The sequence below is a fragment of the Phaeacidiphilus oryzae TH49 genome, from assembly GCF_000744815.1.
In the GTDB taxonomy this organism is placed as follows: domain Bacteria; phylum Actinomycetota; class Actinomycetes; order Streptomycetales; family Streptomycetaceae; genus Phaeacidiphilus; species Phaeacidiphilus oryzae.
Genome location: NZ_JQMQ01000005.1, coordinates 976,552 through 989,497, shown reverse-complemented (window position 1 = coordinate 989,497; position 12,946 = coordinate 976,552). Strand labels below are relative to the sequence as shown.

Sequence of the window (12,946 nt, the reverse complement as noted above, 5' to 3'; positions counted from 1 at the left end):
CCTCCGCCCGACCCAGAAGGAAGCCCGATGACCTCTCAGCAGCGATCCGCCCGGGTCCTCGTCGCGGGCGGGGGCCCCGTCGGCATGCTCGCCGCCGCCGAACTCGGCCGCTACGGCGTAGACACGCTGGTCCTGGAGAGCAACCCGCGCACCGTGGACCAGCCCAAGGCCGGGACCCTCCACGCGCGGTCCGTCCAGTCGCTGGCCAGGCGCGGGTATCTGAGGACCCGTCAGGCCCGCCCGGACGACCTCCGGGAGCGGCGGACCGAGGCCTTCCACTTCGCCGGGGTGCCGGGGCTCGCCATCACCGCCCCCGGCACCGAGCCGCCGCCCATCCTCGGGCGCGCCCAGGCCGACCTGGAACGGGACTTCGAGGCCCGGGCGCGCGAGCGCGGGGTACGCGTGCTCCGCGGCCACCGGGTCACCGGCCTCCGGCAGGACCCGGACGGGGTCGCGGTCACGGCCGAGGGGCCGGCCGGCCCGGAGGTCTTCACCGCTGAGTACCTGATCGGCGCGGACGGCGCCCGCAGCACCGTCCGCGAGGCGGCCGGCATCGGCAGCCGCACCCACCCGGCCACCGTGGCCGCCCTCCTGGGCCTGGTCCGCCTGGTGGAGCCCGGTCTCGTCCCGCCGGGCTGGCACCGCACCCCGAACGGCTGGATCATCTCCGGGATCAACCCCTTCGGCCACAGCCGGGTGATCACCATCGACTTCTCCGGTCCGCATCCGGACCGCCGGGCCGAACCGACCCTGGAGGAGCTGCGCGCGGAGGCGGCCCGGGTGCTCGGCCGGCCGGTGCCGATGGACGACGCCGTCTTCCTCAGCCGGTTCAGCGACTTCGCCCGGGTGGTCCGCCGCTACCGCGAGGGCCGGGTGCTGCTCGCCGGGGACGCGGCCCATGTGCACTTCCCGGTCGGCGGCCAGGGGCTCAACCTCGGCCTCCAGGACGCCGTCGACCTCTCCTGGAAGCTGGCCTTCACCCTGACCGGCCGGGCCGGCAAGGGCCTGCTGGACAGCTACGACGAGGACCGGCGCCCGGCCGCCGAGCGGGTGGTGGAGAACACCAGGGCGCAGCTCGCCCTGATGCGCCCCGACCCCGCGCTCGACCCGCTGCGCGGCCTGATGGCCGAGCTGCTGACGCTCGGTCAGGTCAACGACCACCTCGGGGACATGATCAGCGCCCAGGAGGACCACAACGGCCGCTTCCTGCCCAACCTCCCGCTGGAGGTGGACGGTTCGCCCACCGACCTGATCCGCCTGCTGGACCACCCGCGGGCCCTCCTGCTGGTGCTGTCCCCCGAGCCGCGGCTGGACGTGGAGCTGGTCGCGGACCCGGACGGGTACGCCCCCGAGGGCTGGGTCCGCTCGGTGCGGGCGGTACGCGCCAAGCCGCCGGCCGGCGTCCGCCTGCCCTGGGACGCCCTGCTGCTGCGCCCGGACGGCTACCTCGCCTGGGCCCCCGGCGACCGCGCCGGAGCGCGGGCGGCCCTGCGCCACTGGTTCGGTGAGCCCGAACCGAGCTGACGCAGGGCCGCAGGCCGGCCGGTCCGGCCGGTCCGGCCGGTCCGGCCGATCGAGCCGATCCGGCCGGCTACCAGCGCACCGGCAGCGCCGTCGGCCGGCGCAGCACAGTCCCCTCGTCCCAGGGGAGCCCGGCGGGGTCCGCGTCCAGGCGCAGGCCCGGGAGCTCCCGGGCCAGCCGGGTGAGGACGGCGACGATCTCGATCCGGGCCAGCGCCGCGCCCATGCAGTGGTGCATCCCGTAGCCGAACTGCAGATGCCGGCGGACGTTGGGGCGGTCCGGGTCGACCAGCTCGGGATCGGGGAAGACCTCCGGATCGCGGTTGGCCGCGAAGGCGTCCGGATAGACCACGCTGCCCGCCGGCACCGTGCCCTCACTGGTCTCCAGATCCCGCCCGGCGATCCGCGGGAACGCGGAGATCGCGCCCAGCGGGATCAGCCGGATCAGCTCCTCGGCCAGCCGCGGCGCGATTCCGGGATCGGCCGCCAGCCGCTCCCAGAGCCCGGGCGCGGCCAGCAGCACATACAGCGCCTTGGTCAGCACCGACACGATGTTCTGGTCGGCGCCGAGCAGCGAGCCGAACAGGATGCCGGTCAACTCGGCGTCGGAGAGCGGGGGTTCGACCCGGTCGCGGTCCTCGGCGAAGCGGTCGATCAGCCCGCCGGCCACCCGCGGCCGGGCACCGGTGACCAGGTCGGTGAGGTACCGGTAGACCGTGCTGAAGTGGCCGACCAGCCCCGGCACGTCCTGGTGGGAGGCGATCTGGACGATCCGCACCGACGGCCGGAAGTACGCCACGTCCTCCGCCGGGATGCCCAGGAAGGCGCAGTTGACGGCGATCGGCACCCGGTCGGCCACCTCGGCGAAGAGGTCCGGCGAGGAGGAGCTCCGCAGCGCCGCCACCCGCTCCCCGAGCACCTCGTCCAGCACCGGGCGCAGCCGCTCCACTCCCGCCGCGCTGTAGTCGGCGCTGACGAAGCCGCGGATCCGGGCGTGGTCCGGGGCGTCCAGGTTGAGCAGCAGCTCCTTCGGCATGGTGGTGGGCAGGAAGCTCGGACCGCCCTCCACATTGGTCGCGGCGCGGCCGCTGCCCGGATCGCTCAGCAGCGCCAGGACGTCCCGGTAGCGGGTGAGGTGCACCGCGGTGTGGCCGCTGGGCAGCAGGATCTGCGGCAGTCCGGCGGGGCTGCGCTCGGCGAGCGGGGTGAAGGGGGGCACGGGGTCGAGTCCGGGCAGTTCGCCCACCCGTATCCAGGCCGGCGGGGCGGGGGTTCGCGTGGTCATATCGGCTCCGATGGTCGAAGGGGGGTCGGTGGAGAGGCTCACCTCGGCGCTCACAGCAGCGCCGCGAGCCCGGTCAGCCCCTGGAGTTCGCGTACGGCCTGGGCGTTGCCGCGGAAGTGGACGGCTCGCCAGCCCGCCGCGCGGGCCCCCGAGCAGTTCTCCGCCAGGTCGTCGATGAGCACGCAGTCCTCGGCGGCCACCCCGGCCTCGCGCTCGGCGATCCGGAAGATCTCCAGGTCCGGCTTGCGCACCCGCACCCGGCAGGAGTCGATCAGGCAGTCCACCTCGCCCAGCGGCTCGATGATCCGGTGCCAGTACGGCTCCCACTCCGGGACGTTGTTGGAGAGGACGCCGATCCGGAAGCCGTTCTCCCGGGCGTGCCGGGCGGTGGCGACCATCTGCTGGTTGACGGTCACCCCTTCGAACCACTGGGCGCCGAAGGACTCGAACCGGGCCCTGGAGAGGTCGATTCCCGGATGGCGGGCGGCCAGCTCGCGGGCCATGGCGCGCCCCCACTCCGCCTCGCTGAGCACCCCGAGTTCGATCGGCGCCAGGTCGGGGAGGCCCAGCGGGGCGGCGACGGCGTGCAGTGCGCCGCCGAGCTGCGCCGGGGTGATGCCAGTGCGGTCCTCGAAGCGGGCGAAGAGCTCGGACATCGGCGGGGACAGCACTCCGCCGAAGTCGAACCAGAGCATCGGGCTCACGCGCCCACCTGCCCGGCGGCCTGCGGCGCGCTCTCGGGCTCGGCAGCGGGCACGCTCGCGGGCGCGGCGACCGGCGTGAAGCGGACGCCGATCGGGCTGGTCCGGGAGAGGTGCACCCGCGAGCGGGCCATCTCGGTCTCCTCCTGGAAGAGCGAGACCTCGAAGCCGACAGTGTCGGGCTCCTCCACCGCGACCGGTCGGACCCGGCAGTCGGTGGGCAGCTCGAACTCGCCGAAGCGGACGAACTCCGCGGCGCACAGGGAGAGCTGCAGGCAGCGCGGGGAGAGCCCGAAGAGCTCCTGCGCGGCGAAGACCGCGCTCTGCCGCAGCGCCTCGAAGGTCAGTGCCCCCGGCAGGTGGTCCAGCGGGTGGTCGAAGAGGGCGGGGTGCGCCTGGTCCACGACGATCTGGGTGTGCACCGCGCCCTCGCCGTCCCCGCTGAGTCCGGCCTCGGCCAGCACCACGTTCTGCGGATTGCCCCGGCCGACCGCGGCCGGCGGCACCCGCCGGCCGGTGTGGTGCGGTCGGGCCGGGTGGAGGGCGAGGGCGTCCCGGCCGCGGGCCCGCATCCGGTCCCAGGCGGCCGGCGGCATCCACTGGCAGGTGGTCCGCATGGTGGCGGCCGGGCGGTCGTCGATCAGCAGCTCCAGGTCGAGGGTGCTGCCGACGACAGTGCCCTCCCGGTGCTTGACCGAGGCCTGCCGGGCGCGGATCAGCACCCGGCCGGGCAGCGGGCCGATCCGCAGTGCCTCGGCGCCGCCGTCCGGGCACAGCGCGAACTCGCCGTCGACGAAGATGAACTTGCTGTCGGCGGAGGCCTCCAGGTACGCGTGGGCGACCAGGATGGACGCCTGCCGCAGCACCTCGATCAGCAGCAGCGGGTCGTAGGCGGCCGGACTGGTGAGGTGGTCGCTGTAGAAGCTGTGCACCCGGGGGAGCTGGGCGGCGATCAGGTACTCGTCCTCGCCGGCCCGGGTGTGGTCGGTGAGGAACACCTCGCAGATCGCTGCGCGGTGGACGAGCGCACGCGGGACCGTGGCGGAGTAGGCCAGGGCCGGGGCGAGCGTTGTGGGCATGGGTGCTCCTGAGGAATCGGTGAACCGGATACGGTCACTAGGTTCGATCCCTACCGTACCTACAGTGCACAGTTGTTCGCCGTGATCGGCATCACGAAGATCGCAAACCTTGCGTTAAGGCTGGATTGCGCTCAGCGTCCCGGCCAGGATTCGTCCAACTCCCCATCGCCGCGGGCCGCGTAGCGGGTCTGGCTGACGACGGGGCCGCGGGCGCCGCCCGCCCGCTCCTCCCGGAGCACCGCCCCGCCGGAGATCCGCCAGCTGCCGACCGCCCCCGCGTCCCCGGTGGAGGCGTGCGAGGCGACCAGCACCGGCTGCCCGCCGGCGAACCGGAAGAGCTCGATCAGGTCCTGCGGCACCCCGCCCGCCGTGCGCGTCAGCACGACCACCGCCGCCGGGGCGTTCCGGTAGCGCGCGGCCAGCACCGTGGTCAGCACGGTCGGCTGGCCGTCCGAGGCCCGTCCGGCCTTGAGCCTGATGTCGGGGCCGCCCGACGGGTCGCGGTACACCCGGTTCGCCCAGTCGACCTGGGGCCCGGTCACCGCGGAGGACAGGCCGGGAGCGGCCCCGGCGGTGGCCGCCGCCGCGATGGCGTCCGAGTCGCTGCCCGGCGCCTGGTCGTTGGCCGCGACCCGGACCGCCTGGTCGGCGCCGCCCGGGCCGCCCGACCCGGGGGTGGCGCTCCCGCTCGTCGAGTCGGCCGGCCGGCCCAGACCGCCCTTCTGGGAGGAGTGGCTCCAGCCCTGCGCGGCGGCGATCGCCAGCGCGACGCCGATGGTGACCGTGATGAAGACGATCAGCCGCTGCCGCAGCAGCCGCCGGGACCGCGCCTTCCCGACGTACACCGGCTTCCCGGTCCTGCCGTTGCGGCCGGTGGGCCTGGGGCGCGAGGAGTTGGGCCGTGAGGAGGCGGGCCGCGAGGACCGCCCTCCCGCCGGCCCGCGGCCCGGCCGCTCCGGGCGGCCGCCGCGACTGCCCTGCTGCGCTCCGGAGGCCCGGGCGCCTCCGGTCCCCGGACGGGACATCGGCGCGGTCTCGGCCAGCGGTGCGCCCCGCAGGCCCGAGGCGCCGTGCGCCGCCGGCGCGCCCGCCTCGGCCGGCGGCTGGGCGCCGATCTTGGACGTCGTACCGCCGTGACCGCCCCCGGCGCTGCTCCCGGCACCCTTCCCGGTTCCGTTGCCGGCGGAGGAGGCCTCCCGGCCGGGAACGGTCTGATCATGACCACCGTGGCTTCCGCCGCCCTGCCCGGCGCGCAGCTCACGCGGGCCGCGCGGGACCCGGGGCGCCTGCGGGGGGTGCGAGGCGTGCGGCCCGTGCGGCCCGTGCGATCCCGGCGCCTGGAGCCCCGGCGCCCCGGCGCGCGGACCACCCGGTAGGCCACCGGCCGCACCGCCGGCCGCACCGCCCGGCGCGACGCGCGGCCGGCGCCCGGCGGGCGTCCCCGGAACGCGGCTCGGCGAACCCTCGGGCGATCCCTCCGGCGGCCCGCCGACCTGGCCCGCACGGCCCATCGGGGCGGCTCCGGGCATCCGCGCGGGCCCCGCGGTCCCCGCGGTGGGCCCGCTGGGCACGCCCGGCCCCGCGCCCGGGGCGCCGGGCGCTCCGGGCGGCCGCGGACCGCGCGCCGGGCGCGGGGTACGGCCCGCCGCGCCCCGCCGCGCGTCCCCGCCGTGCGGAGTCCGCGAGCCGGAGCCGGCCGGGCCGCCCGGCCCGGCGCCGCGGCCCTCGCTGTCCGGACCGGCCGGACCCGCGCCTGACCCGGCGCCCGCGCCCGCGCCCGCCGGCCCCGCAGCCGTCGCGTCCGGGGCGATCCGCCTCGGCAACTCGCGCAGCAGGTCCGCGAGTTCGCGGGTCCCGGGCCGTTCGACCGGCTCCTTGGCCAGGCAGGCACGGATCACCGGCACCAGGGGCCCGGGCACCCCGCGCAGGTCGGGCTCCTCGTGGACCACCCGGTAGAGCATCACCTCGGAGGTCCCCGAACCGAACGGGGAGTCCCCGGTCGCCGCGTAGGCCAGCGTCGAGCCCAGCGCGAAGACGTCCGTCGCCGAGGTCACCGCGGCCCCGCGGACCTGCTCGGGGGCGAGGAAGCCGGGCGAGCCCACGGCCGTACCGACATGGGTCAGGGTGCTCGCGCCGGTCGCCCAGGCGATCCCGAAGTCGATGATCCGCGGGCCCTTGGGGGAGAGGAGGATGTTGGAGGGCTTGAGGTCCCGGTGCACCACCCCGGCCTCGTGGACGTGGTACAGCCCGTCGGACAGCGCCGCCCCGATCCCGGCGATGTCGGTCCACGGCAGCGGCCCCTCGTCCATCACCCGCTTGTACAGCGAGGGGCCGGGGACGTACGCGGTGGCCAGCCACGGCCGGTCGGCGTCGATGTCCGCGGCGACCAGCCGGGCGATGCAGCCGCCCCGGATCCGCCGGGCCGCGGCGACCTCCCGGGCGAAGCGGGTGCGGAACTCGTGGTCCTCGGCCAGCTCGGAACGGATCAGCTTGAGGGCGACCTTCTGCCCGCGGCGGTCGGCGCCCAGATACACCACGCCCATCCCGCCGCTGCCCAGCCGACGGTGGAGGCGGAACGAGCCGACGACGCGCGGATCCTCACGTCGGAGCCGCATCATCGCCATACCGTGTTCCGTCCTGTCGTGCCGTCAGAACCCCTCCGGGGTCACCGGGTTCCGCGGGACAGCTTACGGACTGGGCGGACCGGTGTGCTGGCACGCAACGCGAAGCAGTCGATGTGATCATCCTTCCGGTACTCCGGGGCGACCCTGAGGGGTGCGCCCCCTCGGGGTCCACCTGGGGTAGTAGCCGCCTCTCCGACCGCTCATCCTCACGGAGGCACCGCAGACGGTACGCGGGCATGACGCCCGGGAAAGCGGCCCGGCATACGGTTGTGACCAGCGGTGGGCGGCATGCTCGTCCCCCGAGGTAAACCGCCCGCCGCGTAAGCCGAATCGCAGAGGGTGCAGGGGAGAGGGGGCGAGGGCGATGGCACTGCTGTCGGGGCAGGTCAGTCAGCCGGCGCGGACGGTGCGTCCGGCTCGGTCGGAGCAGATCGGGCAGGTCGGGCAGGCCGTCCGGGCGGCGACGCGCCCGGTGCGCCGGCCCCCCTCCCCGGGCCCCGCGGAGCAGCGGAGGCATCCGCTGGTGGCGCTGGCCATGGCGCTGCCGGTGGCGGCCCTGCTGATGGTGCTCTTCGGCGGCTGGGCGGAGTTCCTCGCCCAGGTCTCGCCGGTGCTCCGGATGTTCGGCCGCTGAGCGAAACGAACGGAAATACCGGAACCCGTGGGACCACGGGAACCACGGAAAAAAGAAAGACGGACGCCGACCGGTTAAGGGGTTGACCGGAAGGCGTCGGCCGGGACCAGCCGCGCGCAGGGGACACGCGGACGGGCGATGCGCGCGGGCGTTCCGGCCGGGCCGGGCGCCGGGTCCGGAGTGTCGGTGAGGGCTCTCCGGGCGCGGCGCCCTTCTCGCGCGTCCCGCTTCTCCCGTCCCGCTTCGCGCTCCCCGCCCCACAGCGAAACACGACGAAGGCCGTCACCACGACGCGGTGACGGCCTGTCAACATCCTTGCTGGTGGACGATACTGGGATTGAACCAGTGACCTCTTCCGTGTCAGGGAAGCGCTCTCCCGCTGAGCTAATCGTCCTCGTCGCCCCTGGCGACATGGAAGACATTAGCGCATCCCCGCCCACCTGCGCCAATCCGCCTCCGTCGACCCTGACCGTCCACGGTCGTCCGCACGCGTTTGCCCTGGGTGGCCCCCCGAGTGGCTCCCCCGGTGGCTCCCCTCGGTTCGCCCCTCGGCAGGCAGATCTGTACTGTGCCGGCGGACGGCAGGGGAGACGGGGAGAGGCCAGACTCTTGGACACGATGGTTCTCCTTCTGGTTGTTCTTCCATGTGCCGCGCTGGCTGGCTTCGCCGGCTTCGGGCTGTGCCATGGTCGAAGGGGCGTCACTCCAAGGCTCCTGGGCTGGTTGTTCTTGGCTCTAGGCATCGTTTGTATGTTCGGCCCGATAGCACTGATCGTGAGCTTCCCGCTCCCACATCCGTAGCTAGAAGCTGCGGCAGGCTCGACACACCTCGCTTGCCCTTCGGCGGATGCCGCACGTCGGCTCGTCTGCCATCCCGTCTGCCGTCGACCCACACGCAGTGGTTACGGGCGTAGCCCTCCCGGTCCAGATGGAGCGCCCCACTGTCCGAACGATCTGGACCGGGAGGGCCACGGCTGATACGGCCTCGCCTGGGTCGACGGCAGACGGGAGGGCGGACCCCCAGCCCCTACCCCATGGTTACGGTCACTGGCGCGGATGCCGCCATCCCGGAGCCGGAGATCCCCGCCGGAGGCTTCGCGTTCATGCCCCTTGGGCCTACCCTCAGCGGGCGCGCGACCGGCGGTGGCGCCCCGAGCGGGCCGAAGGCATGAGCGCGGGGGCGCCGAGAGCCGGGTGCCGGTGGGATGCCCTCATGACCAGGGGGGACGCCGCGCCAAAAGGTCTGGGAACTCGGTTTGCAGGACGCAGAACTCGTTACCCCACGGGCCGCGCAGGACCCAGAAGTCATACCCGCGCTCGTGCTGATGGTCCCTGCGGGTAGCTCCGAGCGCTTTGAGCCTCCGGACTTCGGCTTCCACATCGTCAGTCTCAAGGTCGAGGTGCATCCGCTCCTTGGACACCTTCTGATCGTCGGTGCGCTGGAGCAGGATCCGGATGTCCGAGGTTCAGTGCGCGAGGACGAAGGTTTCCGCCTCGGGCAGGTCCGTTGGATACGGCCAACGTCCGCCGGGGTTTCCGCTCGATCGTGAAGGCTGCTGGACTGGACACGGAGTGGACTCCGCGCGAACTGCGGCACAGCTTCGTGTCTCTGATGTCCGATCATGGGATCTCGTCGGAGCTGATCGCTCGGGTGGTCGGCCACAGCAGCACGATCACGACCGAGGGGTCTACCGGAAGCAGCTCCGGCCGGTGATCACAGAGGGGGCCGAGGCCATGGACGTGATCTTTCGCGGGGACGGGCGCCAGGGTTGATCAGAAACCCGGTGGCTCCCTGTGTGGCTCCCCGGATACGCAAGAGGCCCGATCCGATGTCCGGACCGAGCCTCTGAGCTGGTGCGCGATACTGGGATTGAACCAGTGACCTCTTCCGTGTCAGGGAAGCGCTCTCCCGCTGAGCTAATCGCGCGGGCCGAGTTCCCGGAACAGGTCCGGGGACTCAGAGGTGGAGACGGGATTTGAACCCGTGTAGACGGCTTTGCAGGCCGTTGCCTCGCCTCTCGGCCACTCCACCGAGCGGACGACGGGATTCGAACCCGCGACCCTCACCTTGGCAAGGTGATGCTCTACCAGCTGAGCCACGTCCGCGTGCTTCCGGATCACTTCCCCCGCTGCTGCGGCGTCCGTGTCCCGGCGACGACATGAACTTTAGCGGATTCCCCGCCCAGCTCAAATTCCGTATCCAGCGCGCGCCTCCCGGCGCCGCCGCGCCTAGACTTCGGCACTCCCCTTTCCGACCTGCGAACGAGCGAAGCCAGTGGAAGAACTACCCCCCCTCGCGAGGTTCGGCCGGTGGTCCGCCACCGGCCTCCTCGAGGTGACCGACGACCCGTCAGTTCTGGACTCCGAGGGCTGGTGGGCGGTGGTCGCCGACTTCGAGGGCCGCCTGGTCTGCGCCCGCTTCGCGGACGTGCGGGAGGACCCCGCGGGCGCCGCCCCGCCGGACGGCCGCTCCTGGCGCGGCCCGGCCCGCGACGCCTGGCGCAGCTCGCTGGACCAGGGGGCGTACACCGCGGGCGTGCGCCGGATCCGCGAGTACATCGCGGCCGGCACCGTCTACCAGGCGAACCTCTGCCGGGTGCTCTCCGCGCCGCTCCCGGACGAGGGCGCCGGCGGCGGCCGGGTGGACGTGGACGCCCTGACCGGGCTGCTGGCCCGAGGCAACCCGGCCCCCTACGCCGGCACCGTCCGCCTCCCCGCGCACGGGGTCGAGGTGGCCACCGCGTCCCCCGAGCTCTTCCTCCGCCGGGACGGCGGCCGGGTGGAGTCGGGCCCGATCAAGGGCACCGGTCGCACCGAGCAGGACCTGCTGGAGAAGGACCATGCCGAGAACGTGATGATCGTCGACCTGGTCCGCAACGACCTCGGCCGGGTCTGCCGCACCGGCACGGTCACCGTCCCCGAGCTCTGCGTCGTCGAGAAGCACCCGGGTCTGGTGCACCTGGTCTCCACGGTCGCCGGCGAGCTCAGCCCCGGCGCCGGCTGGCCCGAGCTGCTCGCCGCCGCCTTCCCGCCCGGCTCGGTCACCGGCGCCCCCAAGGCCAGCGCCCTGCGGATCATCCGCGAGCTGGAGACCGCCCCCCGCGGCCCGTACTGCGGGGCCGTCGGCTGGGTGGACGCCGACCGCGGGATCGCCGAACTCGCCGTCGGCATCCGGACGTTCTGGTACGACCGGCCGGCCGGCGAGCTCCGCTTCGGCACCGGAGCCGGCATCACCTGGGGTTCCGACCCGGAAGGCGAGTGGCGGGAGACCGAGCTGAAGGCCTCCAGACTGCTCGCGATAGCGTCGGCCCCGCAGTGACCGACCGAATGAAGAGGGAGCGGCCCATGCGGATCTGGATCAACGGTGAGCTGCGGGAACAGGACTCCGCCTCCGTCTCCGCGCTCGACCACGGGCTGACCGTGGGCGACGGCGTCTTCGAGACGGTCAAGGCCGAGGACGGCCGGCCCTTCGCCCTGACCAGGCACCTCCACCGCCTGGAGCGCTCGGCCCGCGGCCTGGGCCTGCCGGCCCCCGACCTGGACCGGGTGCGCGAGGCCTGTGCGGCCGTCCTGGAGGCCAACCCGCTGCCCCTCGGCCGGCTCAGGATCACCTACACCGGCGGCCTCTCCCCGCTCGGCTCGGACCGCGGGGACTCCGCCCCGACCCTGGTGGTCGCCCTGGGCGAGGCCGCCCACCGTCCGGACAGCACCGCGGTGATCACCGTCCCGTGGACCCGCAACGAGCACAGCGCCATCGCCGGGCTCAAGACCACCTCCTACGCGGAGAACGTGGTCGCCCTGGCCCGCGCCCACGAGCAGGGCGCCAGCGAGGCGCTCTTCGCCAACACCGCGGGCCGGCTCTGCGAGGGCACCGGCACCAACGTCTTCGTCGTCCTCGGCGGCCGGCTGCTCACCCCCGCGCTGGCCTCCGGCTGCCTGGCCGGCATCACCCGCGGGCTGGTCGTGGAGTGGCTCGGCGCGGAGGAGGCCGACCTGCCCTTCGACGTCCTCGGCCAGGCCGAGGAGGTCTTCCTGACCTCCTCGCTGCGCGACGTCCAGCCGGTCCACCGGCTCGACGAGCGGCGGCTGCCCGGCACCGCGGGCGCGATGGCGGTGAAGGCCGTCGAGGTCTTCGCCGAGCGCAGCTCCGCCGACCGCGACCCGGTCTGACCTGACCGCCCGTCAGCCGGCGCGGTACGCTCCCTGCGCCATGACCACCACCCTGCGCCCCACCGAACCGGAGCGGCCGCTGACCGGCGGCGGCCGCACCCGGCACTACGCGATCTGCGTCAACGGCACCCCCGTGGGCGGGGTCCGGTTCACCCTGCCGGCGGGGGAGCGGACCGGCCGGATCGAGGAGCTGGAGGTGCGGGCGGACGCCCGCCGCCGCGGCCGGGGCACCACGGCCCTCCTCGCGGGCGAGGAGATCCTCCGCTCCTGGGGCTGCCGGCGGGCGGAGGCGGTGATCCCCGCGGAGGCCGAGGACGCCCTCCGGCTCGCCGCCGAACTCGGCTACTGGCCGCTCGCCCGCCGGATGGCGAAGCATCTGACCGGCGGCGGAGCCGAAGCCGCAGCCACCCCGCTGCCCGAGGGCTGCGTGCTGCGCCCGATCGGCGCCGCCGAGTTCCCCGACTGGTACGCGGACCGCAGCCGCCGCTACGCGGAGGAGCTCCAGCGCTCCGGCCTCGGCGCGGACGAGGCCCGGCGCCGCTCCGAGACCCTGATGGCCGCCTACTTCGCCGGGGGCGCGGACACCCCCGGCACGGTCCTCTCCCGTCTGACGGTGGACGGCGAACCGGGCGGCGAGCTGTGGATCCGCCTGGACCACACCCGCCACCCGGACGGCCGCCGCCTCGCCTGGATCACCTACGTCGAGGTGGCCGAAGGGCTGCGCGGCCGGGGGCTGGGCCGCGCCCTGCTGCTCCAGGCCGAACGCGAGGTGCTCGCCGCCGGCGGCCGGGATCTGGGGCTCAACGTCGCCGAGGAGAACGCCGCGGCCCGCGGCCTCTACCGCACCCTCGGCTACGCCGACTACGCGATCTCGGTGGGTAAGCCGCTCTAGCCCCTCTAGCCGCTCCGGCCGCTCCGCCGCTGCGACCGTT

General features: G+C 74.2%; 9 protein-coding genes, 4 tRNA genes and 2 pseudogenes. 6 read left to right on the top strand and 9 right to left on the bottom strand.

The features are described 5' to 3' along the window. Positions 1-27 precede the first annotated feature (27 nt). Positions 28-1,524, top strand: coding sequence for an FAD-dependent monooxygenase (locus tag BS73_RS08825; protein ID WP_037570900.1), 1,497 nt, complete (start codon positions 28-30; stop codon positions 1,522-1,524). Between the two features lie 67 nt (positions 1,525-1,591). Here the strand turns inward: BS73_RS08825 and BS73_RS08820 are convergent, their stop codons facing one another. The 4 genes and pseudogenes from BS73_RS08820 to BS73_RS39335 form a co-directional block, all read right to left on the bottom strand. Then, the gene (locus tag BS73_RS08820) at positions 1,592-2,806 is read right to left on the bottom strand and encodes a cytochrome P450 (protein ID WP_037570898.1); all 1,215 of its coding nucleotides are present in this window, start codon (positions 2,804-2,806) and stop codon (positions 1,592-1,594) included. 50 nt (positions 2,807-2,856) lie between these two features. Further along, positions 2,857-3,501, bottom strand: a complete 645-nt coding sequence (locus tag BS73_RS08815; protein ID WP_051941365.1) for an HAD family hydrolase — start codon at positions 3,499-3,501, stop codon at positions 2,857-2,859. A gap of 5 nt (positions 3,502-3,506) precedes the next feature. Next, the gene (locus tag BS73_RS08810) at positions 3,507-4,586 is read right to left on the bottom strand and encodes a ScbA/BarX family gamma-butyrolactone biosynthesis protein (RefSeq protein ID WP_063836942.1); all 1,080 of its coding nucleotides are present in this window, start codon (positions 4,584-4,586) and stop codon (positions 3,507-3,509) included. 1,625 nt (positions 4,587-6,211) lie between these two features. After that, a pseudogene (locus tag BS73_RS39335) lies at positions 6,212-7,210 on the bottom strand (serine/threonine-protein kinase); the annotation flags it as partial. Between the two features lie 364 nt (positions 7,211-7,574). On the opposite strand from BS73_RS39335, the gene BS73_RS38680 reads away from it, so the two are divergent. Next, positions 7,575-7,844, top strand: coding sequence for a hypothetical protein (locus BS73_RS38680; protein WP_051939718.1), 270 nt, complete (start codon positions 7,575-7,577; stop codon positions 7,842-7,844). Between the two features lie 319 nt (positions 7,845-8,163). Here BS73_RS38680 and BS73_RS08795 read toward each other — a convergent pair. Both BS73_RS08795 and BS73_RS40915 read right to left on the bottom strand, forming a co-directional pair. Then, a tRNA-Val gene (locus BS73_RS08795) sits at positions 8,164-8,238 on the bottom strand. 817 nt (positions 8,239-9,055) lie between these two features. Next, positions 9,056-9,250, bottom strand: coding sequence for a VOC family protein (locus BS73_RS40915; RefSeq protein ID WP_051939717.1), 195 nt, complete (start codon positions 9,248-9,250; stop codon positions 9,056-9,058). 62 nt (positions 9,251-9,312) lie between these two features. Between BS73_RS40915 and BS73_RS08785 the strand changes: the two are divergent. After that, a pseudogene (locus tag BS73_RS08785) lies at positions 9,313-9,617 on the top strand (tyrosine-type recombinase/integrase); the annotation flags it as partial. 79 nt (positions 9,618-9,696) lie between these two features. On the opposite strand, the gene BS73_RS08780 reads toward BS73_RS08785, so the two are convergent. From BS73_RS08780 to BS73_RS08770, 3 genes are all read right to left on the bottom strand, one after another. Beyond that, positions 9,697-9,771 (bottom strand) — tRNA-Val (locus BS73_RS08780). A 34-nt stretch (positions 9,772-9,805) separates the two neighbouring features. Then, positions 9,806-9,876 (bottom strand) — tRNA-Cys (locus tag BS73_RS08775). A 1-nt stretch (position 9,877) separates the two neighbouring features. Then, positions 9,878-9,950 (bottom strand) — tRNA-Gly (locus BS73_RS08770). A 169-nt stretch (positions 9,951-10,119) separates the two neighbouring features. Between BS73_RS08770 and BS73_RS08765 the strand changes: the two genes are divergently transcribed. From BS73_RS08765 to BS73_RS08755, 3 genes are read left to right on the top strand one after another with little or no spacing between them, the layout of a single operon-like run. Further along, the gene (locus BS73_RS08765) at positions 10,120-11,163 is read left to right on the top strand and encodes a chorismate-binding protein (protein WP_037570895.1); all 1,044 of its coding nucleotides are present in this window, start codon (positions 10,120-10,122) and stop codon (positions 11,161-11,163) included. A gap of 26 nt (positions 11,164-11,189) precedes the next feature. Next, positions 11,190-12,014: an aminotransferase class IV gene (locus BS73_RS08760; protein ID WP_037570893.1), complete on the top strand. Its 825-nt coding sequence runs from the start codon at positions 11,190-11,192 to the stop codon at positions 12,012-12,014. Between the two features lie 40 nt (positions 12,015-12,054). Beyond that, positions 12,055-12,906 (top strand): GNAT family N-acetyltransferase, encoded by an 852-nt coding sequence (locus tag BS73_RS08755; RefSeq protein WP_037570891.1) that lies wholly within the window; start codon positions 12,055-12,057, stop codon positions 12,904-12,906. Positions 12,907-12,946: the final 40 nt, after the last annotated feature.

Bases quoted from the DNA above. Each gene is read 5' to 3' on its own strand.
- BS73_RS08820 (WP_037570898.1), bottom strand. From the start codon at position 2,806: ATGACCACGCGAACCCCCGCCCCGCCGGCCTGGATACGGGTGGGCGAA.
- BS73_RS08760 (WP_037570893.1), top strand. From the start codon at position 11,190: ATGCGGATCTGGATCAACGGTGAGCTGCGGGAACAGGACTCCGCCTCC.
- BS73_RS08815 (WP_051941365.1), bottom strand. From the start codon at position 3,501: ATGCTCTGGTTCGACTTCGGCGGAGTGCTGTCCCCGCCGATGTCCGAG.
- BS73_RS08825 (WP_037570900.1), top strand. From the start codon at position 28: ATGACCTCTCAGCAGCGATCCGCCCGGGTCCTCGTCGCGGGCGGGGGC.
- BS73_RS38680 (WP_051939718.1), top strand. From the start codon at position 7,575: ATGGCACTGCTGTCGGGGCAGGTCAGTCAGCCGGCGCGGACGGTGCGT.
- BS73_RS08755 (WP_037570891.1), top strand. From the start codon at position 12,055: ATGACCACCACCCTGCGCCCCACCGAACCGGAGCGGCCGCTGACCGGC.
- BS73_RS40915 (WP_051939717.1), bottom strand. From the start codon at position 9,250: ATGCACCTCGACCTTGAGACTGACGATGTGGAAGCCGAAGTCCGGAGG.
- BS73_RS08810 (WP_063836942.1), bottom strand. From the start codon at position 4,586: ATGCCCACAACGCTCGCCCCGGCCCTGGCCTACTCCGCCACGGTCCCG.